We start from the raw sequence: 17231 nt of genomic DNA on the forward strand, positions 1-17231 counted from the left end.
GATGCGCTTTACCGACATATTCATCAAGCGGCCCATCCTGGCCATCTCGATCAGCTTCCTGATCGCGTTGCTGGGCTTGCAGGCCGTGTTCAAGATGCAGGTGCGCGAGTACCCCGAGATGACCAACACGGTCGTCACGGTCAGCACCAGCTATTACGGCGCGAGTGCCGACCTGATCCAGGGCTTCATCACCCAGCCGCTGGAACAGGCCATCGCCCAGGCGGACAACATCGACTTCATGACGTCGTCCACCCAGCTCGGCAGCTCCACCATCACCGCTTACATGAAGCTCAACACCGATCCCAACGCCGCCCTGTCCGACATTCTGGCCAAGGTCAACTCGGTGCGATCCCAGCTGCCCAAGGAGTCGGAAGACCCCTCGGTCACCATGTCCACCGGCTCCACCACGGCGGTGCTCTACATCGGCTTCACCAGCCCAGAGCTCAACGCCAGCCAGATCACCGACTACCTGGAGCGGGTCATCAAGCCCCAGCTCTTCACCGTCGGCGGTGTCTCCAAGGTCGACATGTACGGCGGTACCAAGTACGCCCTGCGGGTATGGCTGGATCCGGCCAAGATGGCGGCGTTCAACCTGACCGCCGCGGACGTGATGAACGTGCTCAACAGCAACAACTATCAGTCCGCCACCGGCCAGGCCACCGGCTACTTCACCCTCTACAACGGCAACGCCGAGACCCAGGTCAACACCACCGAGGAGCTCGAGCGCCTGGTGGTCTCCACACGTGACGGCAAGGTGATCCGCCTGGCCGACATCGCCAAGGTGACCCTGGAGAAGAGCCACGACACCTATCGCGCCACCGCCAACGGCCGCGAGGCCGTGGTACTGGCCATCAACGCGGCACCGACTGCCAACCCGATCAACATCGCCCACGACGTGCTGGCGATGCTGCCGAGCCTGAAGAGCAACATGCCGAGCACCATGGAGGCCAACGTCCTCTATGACTCCACCGTGGCCATCAACGAATCGATCCACGAGGTGATCAAGACCATCGCCGAGGCAGCCGCCATCGTGCTGGTGGTGATCACCCTGTTCCTCGGCTCGTTCCGCGCGGTCATCATCCCGATTATCACCATCCCGCTCAGTCTGATCGGCGTGGTGATGGTGATGCAGATGTTCGGCTTCTCCATCAATCTGATGACCCTGCTGGCCATGGTGCTGGCCATCGGCCTGGTGGTGGATGACGCCATCGTGGTGCTGGAGAACGTGGATCGTCACGTCAAGGAGGGAGAAGATCCGTTCCGTGCCGCCATCATAGGCACCCGCGAGATCGCCGTGCCGGTCATCGCCATGACGGTCACCCTGGCCGCCGTGTACGCGCCGATCGCCCTGATGGGGGGCATCACCGGCTCCCTGTTCAAGGAGTTCGCGCTGACCCTGGCGGGCGCCGTGTTTGTCTCCGGCATCATAGCCCTGACCCTGTCGCCCATGATGTGCGCCAAGATGCTCAAGGCCAACGAGGAGCCGGGCAAGTTCGAAAGCACGGTACACCACCTGCTCGAGCGCATGACGGTCCGTTACGACGCCATGCTGCACGCCGTGATGCAAAAGCGCATCGTGGTGGTGCTGTTCGCCGTTATCGTGTTCGCCAGCCTGCCGATGCTGTTCAAGTTCATCCCGAGCGAGCTCGCGCCGAACGAGGACAAGGGCGTCATGGCCGTGCTGGGGACCGCCCCCTCCAACGTCAACCTGGACTACATCCAGGGGACCATGGAGCAGGTGAACAAGGTGCTGGACTCCCAGCCGGAAGTGGCCTTCTCCCAGGTCTTCTCCGGGGTGTTCAACGCCAATCAGGCGTTCGGCATCGCCTCCATGGTGCCGTGGAGCCAGCGTGAAGCGAGCCAGAAAGAGGTGCTGGACCGGGTGGCCGGGCTGGTGAAAGACGTGCCCGGCATGTCCATCACCACCTTCCAGTTCCCGGAACTGCCGGGCGCCTCGAGCGGCCTGCCGGTGCAGTTCGTCATCACCACGCCGAACAACTTCGAGAGCCTCTATCAGGTGGCCAGCGAGATCCTGACCGCAGCCCAGGGGAGCGGACGCTTCGTCTACTCCGAGCTGGACCTGCAGTACGACTCCGCCACCATGAAGATCAAGATCGACAAGGACAAGGCGGGTGCCTACGGCATCACCATGCAGGACATCGGCATCACCCTGGGCACCATGATGTCGGACGGTTACGTCAACCGCATCGACCTGGATGGCCGCTCCTACGAGGTGATCCCGCAAGTCGAGCGCAAATACCGCCTCAACCCCGAGTCGATCAAGGGCTACTACGTGCGGGCGGCCGATGGCAAATCCATCCCGCTCGGCAGCCTGATCAGCATCGAGGTGATCGGTGAGCCGCGCTCCCTGCCCCACTTCAACCAGCTCAACTCCGCCACCATAGGTGCCGTGCTGATGCCTGGCACCACCATGGGTGACGCCATCAACTGGCTCAACACCACGGCGGACGAGAAGCTGCCGCAGGGCTACCGTTACGACTTCATGGGCGAGGCCCGCCAGTTCGTGACCGAGGGCAGCGCCCTGTACGCCACCTTCGGTCTGGCGCTGGCCATCATCTTCCTGGTGCTGGCGATCCAGTTCGAATCGGCTCGTGACCCGCTGGTGATCATGGTCTCCGTGCCGCTGGCCATCAGCGGGGCGTTGATCGCCCTGGCCTGGGGTGCCGCCACCATGAACATCTACTCCCAGGTGGGTCTGATCACCCTGGTCGGCCTGATTACCAAGCACGGCATCCTGATCTGTGAAGTGGCGAAGGAGGAGCAGCTGCTGCATGGACGCAACCGGATAGAAGCCGTCATGACCGCTGCCAAGGTGCGTCTGCGCCCCATCCTGATGACCACGGCCGCCATGATCGCCGGTCTCATCCCGCTGCTCTATGCCACGGGGGCCGGGGCTGCCCAGCGCTTCAGCATCGGCATCGTGATCGTGGCCGGTCTGGCCATAGGTACCGTGTTCACCCTGTTCGTACTGCCGGTGATCTACACCTACCTGGCCTCCGAACACAAACCGCTGCCGGTATTTGATGAATCCATTCCGCCCAAGGCGAAAGGGAGTCATTAAAAACCTTTTTGAATCAACAAGGCCCCATTTCGGGGCCTTGTTTTTATCACGCGAACGAAACACGACATAAGTGCATGAAGCAGTTAAACTAAATGGCAATATATCCAGACCGCAAGGACGCCATGTCAGGACTCTTCTCCAAGACCGCTAGGGCCGTCGGCCGTAACGGACTCTCATACCGCCTGCTCTCCTACATTCTGGTGTGCAGTACCGTATTGGCGATGATCATTACGGTGTTGCAGCTTGCCTGGGATTACCGCAAGGACGTGGCCGTCATCGAGGACAGCATCGGCCAGATCGAGGCCTCCTTCCTGCAGCCCATCGCCGCCAGCCTGTGGAACCTGGATGAAGAGCAGGTGAAGGTGCAGATCGAGGGCATCATGAACCTGCCCAACATGCAGTTCGTGATGGTGAAAGAGATGCTCGGCAACTCGGAAGTGCCGCTGCTGACCCAGGGGGTCGAGCGGGAAAGCTACGACATCTCCCGCGAGTTCAACCTCACCTATCAGGGGGAGGTGGTGGGCAAGCTGTTCGTCGCCGCTTCACTGGAGCAGATCTACCAGCGCCTCATCGAAAAATCCGTGCTGATCATGGTCAGCCAGACCATCAAGACCCTGGTGGTCTCGTTTTGCATCCTGATCATCATTTATTACCTGGTGGTGCGTCACCTCAACCGCATCGCCCACTACGCCCAGAAGTTGAATCTGGACCGGCTCACCAACGAGCTGACTCTGGAGGGGCGCACACTGCCCCGCAAGAAACCCGACGAGCTCGACACCCTGGTCGCCACCCTCAACCAGATGCGCACCCGGCTGCTCGACGAATTTGCGGCGCGCCATCAGGCCGCCGAACAGCTGCAGCAGGAGCGGGACTTCTCCGCCACCCTGATCAACTCCGCCAACATGGTCATCTGCTGCATGGAGCCGGACCTCAACATCGCCAGCATCAACCCGGCGGCCATCCTGCTGACCGGCTACCACCAGCAGGAGATACTGCAGCACAACTGGCTGGATCTGTTCGTCAGCAAGGAGCAGCGCGACCAGCTGGCGGCCACCCTGGCCGATCACGGCTCCATCGAGGACAAAGAGGTCATGATGCATGACCAGCAGGGCCACGAGCTGGTGCTGCAGTGGACCTTCGCCCCCTTCTACGAAGGGCCCAACCTCAAATACTTGATCGGCTTCGGCTACGACATCACCCGCCTCAAGAAGGTGGAGCGGGAGATCATCCAGCTCAACGAACAGCTGGAGGGCAAGGTGGTGGAGCGTACCCGCAGCCTGAGCGATGCCAACGACCAGCTGGGCAAGGCCTACGACGATCTGAAACAGGCCCAGCAGACCCTGGTGGAATCGGAGAAGATGGCTTCCCTCGGTTCCCTGGTGGCCGGCGTGGCCCACGAGATCAACACTCCCATCGGCATCAGCGTGACCGCCTCCTCCTACCTGCAGGAGCGGGTGGCCGACTTCAAACAGCACATCGACTCCAAGCAGCTGTCACGCTCCTATCTCACCGAATTCACCGTCAACCTCGACGAATCCATGCAGCTGCTGCAGGGCAACCTGCGCCGCGCCTCCGAGCTCATCGCCAGCTTCAAGCAGGTAGCGGTGGACCAGTCGTCCGAGGCACGCTACAACTTCAGCCTCGCCGACAACCTGCACCAGGTGGTGGTCTCCCTCGGCCACAAGCTGAAGAAGGCCCAGTGCGAGGTGGATATCCAGTGCGATCCCAAGCTGTCGATCTTCTCCTTCCCCGGCAGCTTCACCCAGATCTATTCGAACCTGATCCTCAACTCCATCAATCACGGCTTCGACAACTGGGACAAGCCCAAGAAAATCACCATCAAGGTAGAGCAACAGGGTGAAGAGCTGCTGATCGACTACAGCGACAACGGCCGCGGCATCCCGCCCGAGATACTACCGCGCATCTTCGATCCCTTTGTCACCTCCAAGCGGGGCCAGGGCGGCAGCGGGCTCGGCACCCACATCATCTACAACCTGGTGGTGCAGCTGCTGCGTGGTCGCATCAACTGCATCAGCGAACCGGAGCAAGGCGCCCAGTTCCATATTCGCCTGCCGATCCAACATAACTGAGTGCTGGCTCTTGTGAGCCAGCCGCTTTATCCCCATCATGCTGTGATTGCATTCTTAATGAGCGGAGAACCTCGCAATGGCACAGCATTTTGACTATATCGCCATCGGCGGCGGCAGCGGCGGCATCGCCTCGGCCAACCGGGCTGCCATGTACGGTAAGAAAGTTGCCCTGATTGAAGCCAAAGAGTTGGGTGGAACCTGCGTCAACGTCGGCTGCGTGCCGAAGAAGGCCATGTGGTATGCCGGCCAGATCGCCGATGCCCTGAAATATGGCGCCGACTACGGCTTCGACACCACTCTCAACCACTTCAGCTGGGCCAAGCTGGTCGAGTCCCGCCAGGCCTATATCGGCCGCATTCATCAGTCCTACCAGAACGTGCTGGGCAAGAACCAGATCACCGTCATCAAGGGCTTCGCCCGCTTCGTCAGCAGCAACACCATCGAGGTGAATGGCGAGCAGTACAGCGCCGATCACATACTGATCGCCACCGGCGGCCGCCCCGAAGTGCCGGCCATTCCGGGTGCCGAACTGGGCATCGACTCCGATGGCTTCTTCGAGTTGCAAGAACAGCCCAAACGGGTTGCCGTGGTGGGTGCCGGCTATATCGCGGTGGAGATCGCCGGCGTGATGCAGGCGCTCGGCTCCGAGACCCACCTGGTGGTGCGCAAGCACGCGCCGCTGCGCAACTTCGATCCCATGATCCACGAGACTCTGGTGGAAATCATGGCGCAGGAAGGACCCAAGCTGCACACCCACGCCATTCCGAAAGCCGTGGTCAAGAACGCCGATGAGAGCCTGACCCTGCAGCTGGAAGATGGTCGCCACCTCACCGTCGACTGCCTGATCTGGGCCATCGGCCGCGTCCCGGCCACCGACAACCTCAACCTGGCCGCCACCGGTATCACGCTCGACGAGAAGGGCTTTATCCCGACCGACAAGTTCCAGAATACCGCCGTCGCCAACCTCTATGCGGTGGGTGACAACACCGGCCGCATCCAGCTCACCCCGGTGGCCGTCGCGGCGGGCCGCCGCCTCTCCGAGCGGCTGTTCAACAACAAGCCGAACGAGCACCTCAACTACGATCTGGTGCCGACCGTGGTGTTCAGCCACCCACCCATCGGCACCATAGGGCTGACCGAGCCGGAAGCCATCGCCGAGTACGGTGAAGATCAGGTCAAGGTCTACCGCAGCCAGTTCAGCGCCATGTACTCGGCGCTGACCCAGCATCGCCAGCCCACCCGGATGAAGCTGGTCTGCGTCGGCCCGGAAGAGAAGGTGGTCGGCCTGCACGGCATCGGCTTTGCGATGGACGAGATCCTGCAGGGATTCGGCGTCGCCATGAAGATGGGTGCCACCAAGGCGGACTTCGACAACTGTGTCGCCATCCATCCGACCAGTGCGGAAGAGTTTGTCACCATGCGCTGAGGGAGCTAGGGCATAGAGGTCAAACCGGCCACTGCGTTCCCACTCCCCATCCCACCAGCGCGGAAGAGTTTGTGACCATGCGATAAGCATGTTTGAAGCTGGCCTGTCACTATCAGGTCAGCCTCAGCGACTTGCTACCAAACCCGGCTCAGGCCGGGTTTTTCGATCTTTCCCCTCCCCCAAATAGCGCCCACACCTGCTTTTTTACGCCGATTTTACGCCTGCCAAATCCGGCTTTATGGCGCCTTTACGCCGGTTATTCCTACCATTTGGTCGTCAATTACACCAATGGAGTCGATATGAATTGGCTATATCTGCTGCTGGTCCTCGCCCTCGCGGGCTATCTGCTGCGCGCCCTCGCGCGCACCCATGAGTGAGGAACCGGATATGTGGCAAGAGATCATCTATCCCGTCGCGTTCGTACTGCTGGTGCTGCTGCCGGCGCCTCTGCTTGGCAACTACCTGTATCGGGTATTTGAGGGCAAGAGTCGCTGGCTGGCTCCCGTCGAGCGCGCCACCCTGGCCTGCTGTGGCACGGACGGGCGCGAGCAGGACTGGAAGTCCTACGCCCTCAGCCTGCTGGCCTTCAACGGCGCCGGCTTTGGCCTGCTGTTCCTGATCCTGCTGGCGCAGGGGCTGCTGCCCCTCAACCCGCAACAACTGCCCGGGCTGAACTGGCAACTCGCCTTCAACACCGCGGTCAGCTTCATGACCAACACCAACTGGCAGGCCTACTCTGGCGAGGCCAGCCTCTCCTACTTCAGCCAGATGGTGGGGCTCACCACCCAGAACTTCGTCTCCGCCGCCACCGGCGCCGCCGTTGCCATCGCCCTGTTCCGCGGCATCGCCCGCCAGCAGACCACCCACCTCGGCAACTTCTGGCAGGATCTGGTGCGCTTCTGCCTCTACGTGCTGTTGCCGATGGCATTGATCCTGGCGCTGCTGCTGGTCTGGCAGGGGGTACCCCAGAGCCTGTCGGCCTACCTGCCGTTCCACGCGCTGGAAGGCCAGGAGCAACTGTTGCCGCTCGGCCCGGCTGCCTCCCAGATCGCCATCAAGCAGCTCGGTTCCAACGGCGGCGGCTTCTTCGGCGTCAACTCGGCTCATCCGTTCGAGAACCCGACCGCTCTCTCCAACTGGCTGGAGATGGTCGCCCTGCTGACGCTGGCCGCCGCCATGGTCTGCACCCTGGGTCGCTACGTGAAGGACCTGGCCCACAGCCGCGCCATCCTCGTCGCCATGACCCTGATGATGGTGATCGGGCTCTTCGTCTCCATCACCCAGGAGCTGAAACCGGACCCCACCCTCGCCCAGTTCACCACTGACGCCAGCAACATGGCCGGCAACTGGGAAGGCAAGGAGAGCCGCTTCGGCCCCCTGCTCTCCAGCATCTGGGAAGTGGCGACCACCAGCGCCTCCAACGGTGCGGTCAACGCCATGCACGACAGCTTCACTCCCCTCGGCGGCATGGTCGGCATGATCAACATGCTGCTCGGCGAGGTCATCTTCGGCGGGGTCGGCTCCGGCATCTACGGCATGATGCTGTTCGTGCTGCTGACCGTATTCCTGTGCGGCCTGATGGTGGGGCGTACCCCGACCTATCTGGGCAAACGGCTCGGTATCACCGAGATGAAATGGGTGGTCGCCAGCATGCTGGTGATGCCGGTCGGGGTATTGGTGATCGGCGGCATTACCCTGCTGATGCCGGACTCCGCCACCGTCATCGGTCACGACGGCCCCCACGGCCTGTCCCGGCTGATATATGCCTACGCCTCGGCCGCCGGCAACAACGGCTCCGCCTTCGCCGGCCTGGCCGCCGCCGACAGCTGGCAGTGCATCGCCATCGGGCTGGCCATGCTGCTCGGCCGCTTCGGCTACATCATTCCGGTGCTGGCCATCGCCGGCCAACTGGCCCGCGCCCCGCGCCAGGAGCGAAGCGAAGGGGACTTCCCCGTCAGCGGCCCGCTCTTCATCACCCTGCTGATCGTCACCGTGCTGCTGATGGGGGGTCTCTCCTTCCTGCCGGTGCTGGCGTTGGGTCCGGTGGCGGAACACCTGAGCCTGCTGGGAGGTGCCTTCTGATGCTGCACACCCAACTGATCGCCGTGGTCAACTATTCGATGCTGGGAGCTTTCCAATGAGCAAGTCCGCTTCAATGAGCACCGACACCCTCAAGGTGAAGGGCAAGAAACAGAAATCACAGATCATGCAGGCCATGGTGGAAGCCCTCTATCGCTTCAACCCCAGGGCGCTGCTCGGCAGCCCCATCCTGTTCACCCTCTGGCTGGCGGCCGTGATGGCCAGCGTGGAGTCCCTGCTGGGGCAGCCTGTCTCCGGCGTCGCTCCTTCGCTGGCCTGGCAGCTGACTGCCTGGCTCTGGCTCACCCTCTGGTTTGCCAACTTCGCCGAGACCCTGGCCGAGGGGCGCGGCAAGGCGCGGGCCGACAGCCTGAAGGCCGGCATGAGCCAGCTCAGGGCGCGCCGGGTCACCCATCCGCAGGATGACAAGGGGGAGTGGGTGCCGGCCACCAGCCTGCGCAAGGGCGATCTGGTGCTGGTGCGCAGCGGCGAGATGATCCCCGCCGACGGCGAAGTGGTCGCCGGCATCGCCTCGGTCAACGAGGCGGCCATCACGGGGGAATCCGCCCCCGTCATCCGCGAGTCGGGCACCGACCGCAGCGGCGTGACCGGCAACACCACCGTCGTCTCCGACGAGATCTGGGTGCGCATCAGCAACAATCCGGGCGAAAGCACCCTGGATCGCATGATTGCGCTGGTGGAAGGGGCCAAGCGCCAGAAGACCCCCAACGAGATGGCGCTGGACGCCCTGCTGGTGGGACTGACCCTGATCTTCCTGCTGGTGGTGGCCACCCTGCCCTGGTTCCTCGACTACAACGGCACCCAGGTGCCCCGGCTCTACCTGCTGGCGCTGTTCATCACCCTGATCCCGACCACCATCGGCGGTCTGCTCTCCGCCATCGGCATCGCCGGCATGGACCGGCTGGTGAAACTCAACGTGATCGCCAAGTCGGGCCGGGCGGTGGAGGCCGCCGGCGACGTGCGCACCCTGCTGCTGGACAAGACCGGCACCATCACCTTCGGCAACCGGATGGCGGATGAACTGATCCCGGCCCCCGGTATCGATCCGGCCCTGCTGGCCCAGGCCGCCATGCTGGCCTCGCTCGGTGACAACACGCCGGAGGGCAAATCCATCCTGACTCTGGCTGGCAAGAGCCACACCAGACCGAGCCAGCTGGAGAGCGACATCCTGATCCCCTTCAGCGCCGAGACCCGGCTGAGCGGGCTGGATCGCAACGGTCATCAATATCGCAAGGGGGCGGTGGATGCGGTGCTGCGCTACCTCTCCCTCGATCGCAAGGCGGTGCCCGAGCCCATCCTCAAGTCGGTGGACAGCATAGCTCGCCAGGGCGGCACCCCGCTGCTGGTCTGCACCCATGAGAAGCTGCTGGGGGTGGTGTTCCTCAAGGACATCATCAAGCCGGGCATCAAGGCTCGCTTCCAGATCCTGCGCCACATGGGGATCCGCACCGTGATGATCACCGGTGACAACCCGCTGACCGCCGCCGCCATCGCCGCCGAGGCCGGGGTGGACGACTTCATCGCCGAGGCGACGCCGGAGAAGAAGCTGGCCTACATCCGCCAGGAGCAGGCCGACGGCCGGCTGGTGGCCATGTGCGGGGACGGCGCCAACGACGCCCCTGCTCTGGCCCAGGCCGACGTGGGGCTGGCCATGAACGAGGGCACCCAGGCCGCCAAGGAGGCGGGCAACCTGGTGGATCTCGACTCCAACCCCACCAAGCTGCTGGACGTGGTGCTGGTAGGCAAGCAGCTGCTGGTAACCCGTGGCGCCCTGACCACCTTCTCCATCGCCAACGACGTGGCCAAGTACTTCGCCATCCTGCCGGCCCTGTTCATCGCCGCCTATCCGCAGCTGGGGGCGCTGAACCTGATGCAGCTGGGCAGCCCGGAAAGCGCCATCCTGTCGGCCATCATCTTCAACGCCCTGATCATCGTCGCACTGGTGCCGCTGGCCCTGCGCGGGGTCAGCCTGCAGGGCACGGCAGCCAGCCTGCTGCGCCGCAACCTGCTGCTCTACGGTGTCGGTGGTCTGATAGTGCCCTTCATCGGTATCAAGTTGATCAACCTGGTTATCACCGGCCTGGGGCTGGTGTGATGAAAACGCCGCACGATTGTATCCACGGCCAGATCGTGCCCCATGCATGGGCATCAAGTTGATCGACCTGGTCATCACCGGCCTGGGGCTGATGTAACGGCATCACCGGATGCGGGGCAGACCCGCATCCAACCAACGCATTTGGAGCAAGAAAATCATGATAGCAATCAGAACCCTGCTGACCCTGACCCTGCTGCTGGGGGTGGCTTATCCGCTGGCCGTCACCGGGCTGGCCCAGCTTATTTTCCCCTGGCAGGCCAATGGCAGCCTGCTCACCAATGACAAGCAACAGGTGGTCGGCAGCGCCCTGCTGGCCCAGAAATTCGAGCGGGCCGGCTACTTCCACTCCCGCCCCTCCGCCAGCGACTTCGCCACCATAGGTGGCGGCGCCAGCAACCTGGGGATGAGCTCGCCGCTGCGAGCCGAGTTTGCCGCAGCGGCGGCCAAGGCGCAGCCGGAAGCCAGGGTCCCCGCCCTGCTGACCCGCTCCGCCTCCGGCCTCGATCCCCATCTGCCGCTCGATGCGGTGCTGGCTCAGGTGGAGCGGGTCGCCGGGCAACGGGGGCTGGATCCCGTTCAGTTGACGGAGCAGGTCAAGTCGGCGGCACAAGCTGGTATCCTTGGCCCGCAGGTGGTCAACATTCTCCAGTTGAACCTGCAACTCGATCATCAAAAGGGCGCCTGAGGGCGCTCCTTACCGTTCGGGAAGGCTCTCGTTCGACAACGGGGACAAGCATGAGCAATGAGGTCACGGCCGCGGTTCGGCCGATGCAACGGGAGCACGGGGATGCGTGATGAGGTGAGGGCGGACGCCCTGCTGGCGAGCCTGGAACAGGAGCACAGGGGCAAGCTGAAGGTGTTTCTCGGTGCCGCCCCCGGCGTCGGCAAGACCTACGCCATGCTGCAGGCGGTGCGGGAGCAGGCCAAGGAGGGGGTCGATATCCTGATCGGGGTGGTGGAGACCCACGGCCGCCAGGAGACCCTGGCCCTGCTCGACAAGCTCGCCATCCAGCCGCGCAAGCTGCACCTGCACCGCCAGCAGCGGCTGGAGGAGATGGATCTGGACGGCCTGCTGGCCCGCAAGCCCGCCATCGCCGTGGTGGACGAGCTGGCCCACAGCAACGCCCCCGGCAGCCGCCACGAGAAACGCTGGCAGGATGTGGAGGAGCTGCTCGGCGCCGGCATCGACGTCTACACCACCCTCAACGTGCAGCACCTGGAGAGCCTCAACGATCTGGTGTGGCAGCTGACCGGGGTCAGGGTCAAGGAGACCCTGCCCGATCAGGTGCTGCTGGAGGCCGACAGCCTGGTGCTGATAGACCTCCCCCCCAAGGAGCTGCTCGGCCGCCTCAAGGAGGGCAAGGTCTATGTGCCCCATCAGGCCAAGGCCGCCCTGCAGTCCTTCTTCTCCCTCAACAACCTGACCGCCCTGCGCGAACTGGCGATGCAGACCGCCGCCAGCCACGTGGAGGGGGATCTGCAACTGCAGTGGCAGGCCGCCGGCAAGACCACGCTGCCGCTAAGAGGCAAGCTGATGGTCTGCCTCGGCGACGAGCACGGCGCCGCCCTAGTGCGCTACGGCCACCGTTTCGCCCAGCGCCGCCAGCTGCCCTGGCTGGTGGTGCACGTCGACAGCAAGGGGCAGCGTTCCGCCGAGCAGGAGCAGGCGCTGGCGCTCGCCTCCCAGCTGGGTGCCAAGGTGCTGACCCTCTCCAGCCCGGCGGTGGCCGACGCCCTGCTGGAGACGGCCGAGCAGCAGCAGGTGTCGCAACTGCTGCTGGGCAAACCCCACAAGGCGCCGTGGCGCCGCTCGCTGGTGCAGCATCTGCTCAGGCAGGCGCAGGGGCTCGAGATCACCCTGGTGGACATAGAGAAGCGCAAACCCGGCCTGAACTGGCAGCCGCTTCACCCCAAAGACATTCGCCAGAGCCTGCTGGCGGTGGTGATCATGGGGACCACCTCAGCCGCCGTCTGGGGGCTCTCCCACTGGCTGCCGCCCGCCTCCCTGCCCATGCTGTTCGTACTGGGGGTGCTGGCCACCGCGCTCACCACCAGCCTGGTGCCCGCCATCCTGGCCGCCGTGCTGGGCTTCGTCGGCCACAACCTGCTGTTCACCGTCCCCTACTTCTCCCTCAGCGTCGCCAGCCACAGCGACCTGCTCACCCTGTTCGTGCTGCTCATCGTCGGCATCACGGCCGGGCGGCTCGCCTCCCGTCAGCGCCAGCAGCTGGTCGGCCTGCGCGAGACTCAGCAGCTGGGCAACGCTCTGCTCTCCCTGAGCCAGGGGCTGGCCACCGCCAGCAGCCCGGTCGAGGTGCTCAGGCAAGGGAGCCAGGCCATCTCGCTGGCACTGGGCCAGCCGGTGTTTGCCCTCGATCGGCACTACCAGTACTGGGCCGGCTCGACCGAGCACAAACCGGGACAGACCGACAAGGCGGCCATCGACTGGTGTCTGGCCCAGAAGCAGAGCGCCGGCGCCCACACCGCCACCCTCAACGCGGCCGAGGCCCAGTACCATCACCTCAGCGATGATCTGGTGCTGGGCATACTGCTGGCCAATCCGCTCGCCTCCTCGGCCGAGCATCAGCTGCAGGCGCTGCTCACCGACATTCGCGCCGCCCTGGCCCGGATCGACCTCAACGAGCGGCTGGCCGACAGCCAGCTGCAGGCAGAGACCGACCGGATGCGCGCCGCCCTGCTCTCTTCTGTCTCCCACGATTTGAAGACGCCGCTCGCCACCATCATGGGCGCCGGTAGCACCCTGCTGGAATATGGTGACCGGATCAGCAGCGAAGACCGCAGCGAGCTGTTGCACTCGGTACAGGAGGAGGCGCGCCGCCTGCACAGCTATGTGCAGAACCTGCTGGACATGACCCGCATCGGCTCACCCGACTTCCAGCTGAAACGGGACTGGGTCGATCTGGCGGATCTGGTGGAGAATGCCCGCCGCCGGCTCGACTCTTCCTGGCGCCAGCACAAGCTGCTGGTGCACTTCGATCAGCAGATCCCCCGGCTCTATGTGCACGGCGCCCTGATCGAGCAGGTGCTGGTCAACATCCTCGACAACGCCTCCCGCTACTCGCCGGCCGGCACTCCCATCGAATTCAAGGTGATGCTGGCGGACCCCGACCTCATCATCGACATCATCGATATCGGGGTCGGCATCGCCGAGTCGGACCGCGACAAGATCTTCAACCTCTTCTACACCCAGCCGGTCGGTGATTGCGGCAGCCGCGGCACCGGGCTTGGCCTCGCCATTTCCCGCGCTATGATAGAGGTCCATGGGGGCCGCATCTGGGCCTTTTCCGGCCCCAACGGCAACGGTACCTGCATGCGCATCTCCCTGCCGCTGGCCCTCAATGCTCCGGCGGCCTGATGGTCGCCGCCCTTTTTCATCAGCGAGCTGGAGGTTGAATGGCTCACATACTGGTCATCGACGACGAGGCGGCCATCCGCCGTTTTTTGCGGATCAGCCTGATCGCCGAAGGCCATCAGGTCAGCGAGGCGGTTGGCGTCAACGAGGGTGTGGCGCAGTATCGCCACCTCAACCCCGACCTGGTGATCCTGGATCTGGGCCTGCCGGATGGGGATGGCCTCCAGGTGCTGCAGGCCATTCGCGAGCACCATCAGCATCCGGTACTGGTGCTGTCGGCGCGGGACTCGGAGCAGGAGAAGGTGCGCCTGCTGGATGCCGGAGCCAATGACTACATGAGCAAGCCGTTCGGCGTCGGTGAAATGATGGCCCGTATCCGGGTGCTGCTGCGCCAGCGGGCCGGGGTCAGTAGTGGCGAGCAGCGCCACTTCCCCCAATGCGGGCTGACCCTGGACAGCAGCAGCCACAGGGTCACTCTGGGGGAGGAAGAGGTGGCTCTCTCCCGCAAGGAGTTCGCCCTGCTGCAGGCCCTGGTGTGCCACCCCGGCAAGCTGGTGCTGCAGACCCAGCTGCTCAACGACATCTGGGGGCCGAGCCACAAGGAGGACACCCACTACCTGCGCATCGTCATCGCCAGCCTGCGCAAGAAGCTGGGGGATAACCCTCAAGACCCCGCCCTTATCGAGACCGAATCCGGCATCGGCTACCGCTTTATCGGCAGCTGATGTTTCACGTGGAACGACGCCAGCAACAACACAGGGCCAACAGACCGCATCCACCGAGCAGCAGACCGAGATCCTGCAAGCTGGCTGCAACCGCCAACCCCAGGCTGAGCAGCAGGTAGTAACCGAGCCCGAACAGGGCGCCGGCACTGCCCGCCACCTCCCTATAGGCCAGCAGCGCCTGGCTCAGCACATTGGGGATCGCCAGCCCGAATGCCATCACCACTCCCGTCATGGGCAGCAGAAACCAGAGCGACGCCTGGCTGGCCCACACCAGCCAACCCGAGCCCAGTGCCAACACGGCGGCGAGCCGGATCAGCGAGGCAGGCGACCAGCCAAGCCCCAGCAGACGCTTGTTGAGCAGACTTCCCCCCAGGGTCGCCAGTGCCAGCACGATACCGGAGTAACCAAACTCACCCGCGCTCAGCCCCAGCCCGGCAAACAGAAATGGCGCCAGACTGTAGTAGCCGAACAGCATGGTGTTGAACAGCGCCACCAGAGCGGCGCTGCGCCACAAGCCGCTATCACGCACCATCCGGCATACCAGCGGCCAGAGTGCCACTCGCTGGGTGGTGATCGGCCGGGTTTCCGGCAACTGCCGGCAGGCCATCAGCAACAAGCCGATTGCCAGCGCCAGCAGGGCGCCAAATACCCCGAGATAACCAAAACCATCGGCCAGCAGGCCGCCGCTCACCAGCCCCAGCACTGGGCTCAGGGAGAGCGCTATGCCCATCACCGAGAAGACCCGCGCCAGATCGCTGCCCTGATAGCTGTCGCGCAGCATGGTCTGGGTCACCACTGAGCCCACGGCGGCACCGAAGGCCGCAATGACCCGGGCCAGCAGCAGGGTTTCAAACTGGGTGGCCAGCAATGCCAGCAGGGTGCCGACGCCATAGGTCAGCAACCCCGCCAGCATGGCGGGACGCCGCCCGATGAGATCGCACAGTCTGCCCCAGCAAACCACGCCCGCCGCAAACGCCAGAAAATAGACCGACAGGGTCTGGGATGCCTGCCCCTCGCTCACCCGAAACTCAGTGGCGATATGGGTCAGTACCGGGCTGTAGATGGTCTCCACTATCTGCGGAAACATCATCAGTCCGACCACCAGCCAGAGCGGTGGCAACTTGTTGTTCATGACAAACCTCCTTCACTAGAGGCCGTCATTCTAGAGTGACGCCGATTGTCCGATTACAATAAGCAGGACTATAAACATCAAGAATAGGACACATGGCCTTTATTCTTCCCGATCACCCTTTTGATCCGGATCAGCACGACGGCAGTGCCATCGGGATCGCCGCCGCCCTCGGCTGGCACGACTCTGGCCGCCACCAGCACAGGCACCATCAGCTGCTGTTCGCCCAGGCCGGCTGCATGACCATAGAGCTGGACGATCAGGTCTGCCTGCTGCCGCCGACGCGGGCCGCCTGGCTGCCGGCGGGTCTGCCCCATCGGGTGCTGATGCGCGGAGTGGTGGCCTATCGCTCCCTCTATTTCACAACCGAACCCGGCTTGCCGGTCGAGATGGCGGTGCTGGCGGTCAACCCGCTGCTGCGGGAGATCATCGAACGGATGGCACTCTGGCCGTGGGACAAGCCGGAGGCAGAGCAGACCTGCACGCTGGCATTATTGAAAGAGGAGCTGGCGCAAGCGCCGCGGGAATCCTGGCAGTTGCCGCTGCCGTCAGACGTACGTCTGGCCGGCTGGCTGCAGGAGGTGAAACAGGGCGATGCCCTGCCCGATCGGCTCAACCGGCTGGCCGAACGGGTGGGTGCCAGTGACAAGACCATAGGCCGCATCTTCATGCGGGAGACCGGCATGAGCTACCAGGCCTGGCGTCAGCAGTGGCGACTGCTGCGGGCGCTGGAGCTGCTGGCAGAAGCCGAGCCCATCAGCCGGGTGGCGGCTGCGCTGGAGTTCGCCAGCGACAGTGCCTTCATCGCCTTCTTCAGACAGCACACGGGGCAGACCCCCTTGCGCTATCTCAACTCTCGGGGTGAGTCGCATCGGCCGAGCTCGCCTCCACCACCAGGGTATCCAGCGCCAGCGGCTTGAGGTTGTGAATGGCTTCCGCCACCACGGCATGGGAGGCCTGCTGCTGCTGGGCCAATATTTCCTGCTCCAGCTTGACGCTGTCCAGTTCGGGTCTGGGGTATTCGTCGGCCATGACGTTCAGGCTCAGGCTGCTGGCAATCAAGGTTGCGATCAGGATTTTCATCTGGTGTGCTCCGGTGCGGTTGAGATGACCAGATGACTATTCCAATTGTCGTGCCAAATCTATAACAACATGATTTTGTTTAAATTAATTGTTTTTAGATAATAAATAGCGCCAGTTGGAAAACATCC

General features: G+C 63.7%; 12 protein-coding genes. 10 read left to right on the plus strand and 2 right to left on the minus strand.

Annotated features, from left to right (window positions below):
• Nucleotide 1 precedes the first annotated feature (1 nt).
• From G5134_RS15975 to G5134_RS16015, 9 genes are all read left to right on the plus strand, one after another.
• Entirely contained in the window at nt 2-3082 is a 3081-nt protein-coding gene (locus G5134_RS15975; protein WP_010635626.1) for a multidrug efflux RND transporter permease subunit, read from the plus strand.
• Between the two features lie 122 nt (nt 3083-3204).
• Nucleotides 3205-5172: an ATP-binding protein gene (locus tag G5134_RS15980; protein WP_005307102.1), complete on the plus strand. Its 1968-nt coding sequence runs from the start codon at nt 3205-3207 to the stop codon at nt 5170-5172.
• Between the two features lie 76 nt (nt 5173-5248).
• A complete protein-coding gene (gorA, locus tag G5134_RS15985; protein WP_421232078.1) occupies nt 5249-6598 on the plus strand; it encodes a glutathione-disulfide reductase in 1350 nt (449 codons plus the stop codon).
• Nucleotides 6599-6690: 92 nt separating this feature from the next.
• Nucleotides 6691-6975 carry a hypothetical protein gene (locus tag G5134_RS15990; RefSeq protein WP_231939756.1) on the plus strand — a complete coding sequence of 95 codons (285 nt, stop codon included), beginning with the start codon at nt 6691-6693 and terminating at the stop codon, nt 6973-6975.
• 10 nt (nt 6976-6985) lie between these two features.
• Complete coding sequence (kdpA, locus tag G5134_RS15995; RefSeq protein WP_043171132.1) at nt 6986-8680, plus strand: potassium-transporting ATPase subunit KdpA; 1695 nt, start codon at nt 6986-6988, stop codon at nt 8678-8680.
• Nucleotides 8681-8735: 55 nt separating this feature from the next.
• A complete protein-coding gene (gene kdpB / locus G5134_RS16000) occupies nt 8736-10793 on the plus strand; it encodes a potassium-transporting ATPase subunit KdpB (protein ID WP_421232079.1) in 2058 nt (685 codons plus the stop codon).
• A 157-nt stretch (nt 10794-10950) separates the two neighbouring features.
• Nucleotides 10951-11478: a potassium-transporting ATPase subunit C gene (locus G5134_RS16005; RefSeq protein WP_065017169.1), complete on the plus strand. Its 528-nt coding sequence runs from the start codon at nt 10951-10953 to the stop codon at nt 11476-11478.
• Nucleotides 11479-11580: 102 nt separating this feature from the next.
• A complete protein-coding gene (locus G5134_RS16010) occupies nt 11581-14169 on the plus strand; it encodes a sensor histidine kinase (protein WP_065017168.1) in 2589 nt (862 codons plus the stop codon).
• A gap of 38 nt (nt 14170-14207) precedes the next feature.
• Nucleotides 14208-14891, plus strand: coding sequence for a response regulator (locus tag G5134_RS16015; RefSeq protein WP_065017167.1), 684 nt, complete (start codon nt 14208-14210; stop codon nt 14889-14891).
• A 4-nt stretch (nt 14892-14895) separates the two neighbouring features.
• Here the strand turns inward: G5134_RS16015 and G5134_RS16020 are convergent, their stop codons facing one another.
• The gene (locus tag G5134_RS16020; RefSeq protein WP_065017166.1) at nt 14896-16023 is read right to left on the minus strand and encodes a multidrug effflux MFS transporter; all 1128 of its coding nucleotides are present in this window, start codon (nt 16021-16023) and stop codon (nt 14896-14898) included.
• Between the two features lie 92 nt (nt 16024-16115).
• Here G5134_RS16020 and G5134_RS16025 point away from each other — a divergent pair, with 92 nt between their 5' ends.
• Nucleotides 16116-16940: an AraC family transcriptional regulator gene (locus tag G5134_RS16025; protein ID WP_065017165.1), complete on the plus strand. Its 825-nt coding sequence runs from the start codon at nt 16116-16118 to the stop codon at nt 16938-16940.
• On the opposite strand, the gene G5134_RS16030 is transcribed toward G5134_RS16025, so the two are convergent.
• The gene (locus G5134_RS16030) at nt 16870-17103 is read right to left on the minus strand and encodes a hypothetical protein (protein WP_005307116.1); all 234 of its coding nucleotides are present in this window, start codon (nt 17101-17103) and stop codon (nt 16870-16872) included. The two genes, G5134_RS16025 and G5134_RS16030, sit on opposite strands and share 71 nt — an antisense overlap.
• Nucleotides 17104-17231 lie beyond the last annotated feature (128 nt).

The organism is Aeromonas sp. 600276 (assembly GCF_049175815.1).
GTDB lineage: Bacteria > Pseudomonadota > Gammaproteobacteria > Enterobacterales > Aeromonadaceae > Aeromonas > Aeromonas dhakensis.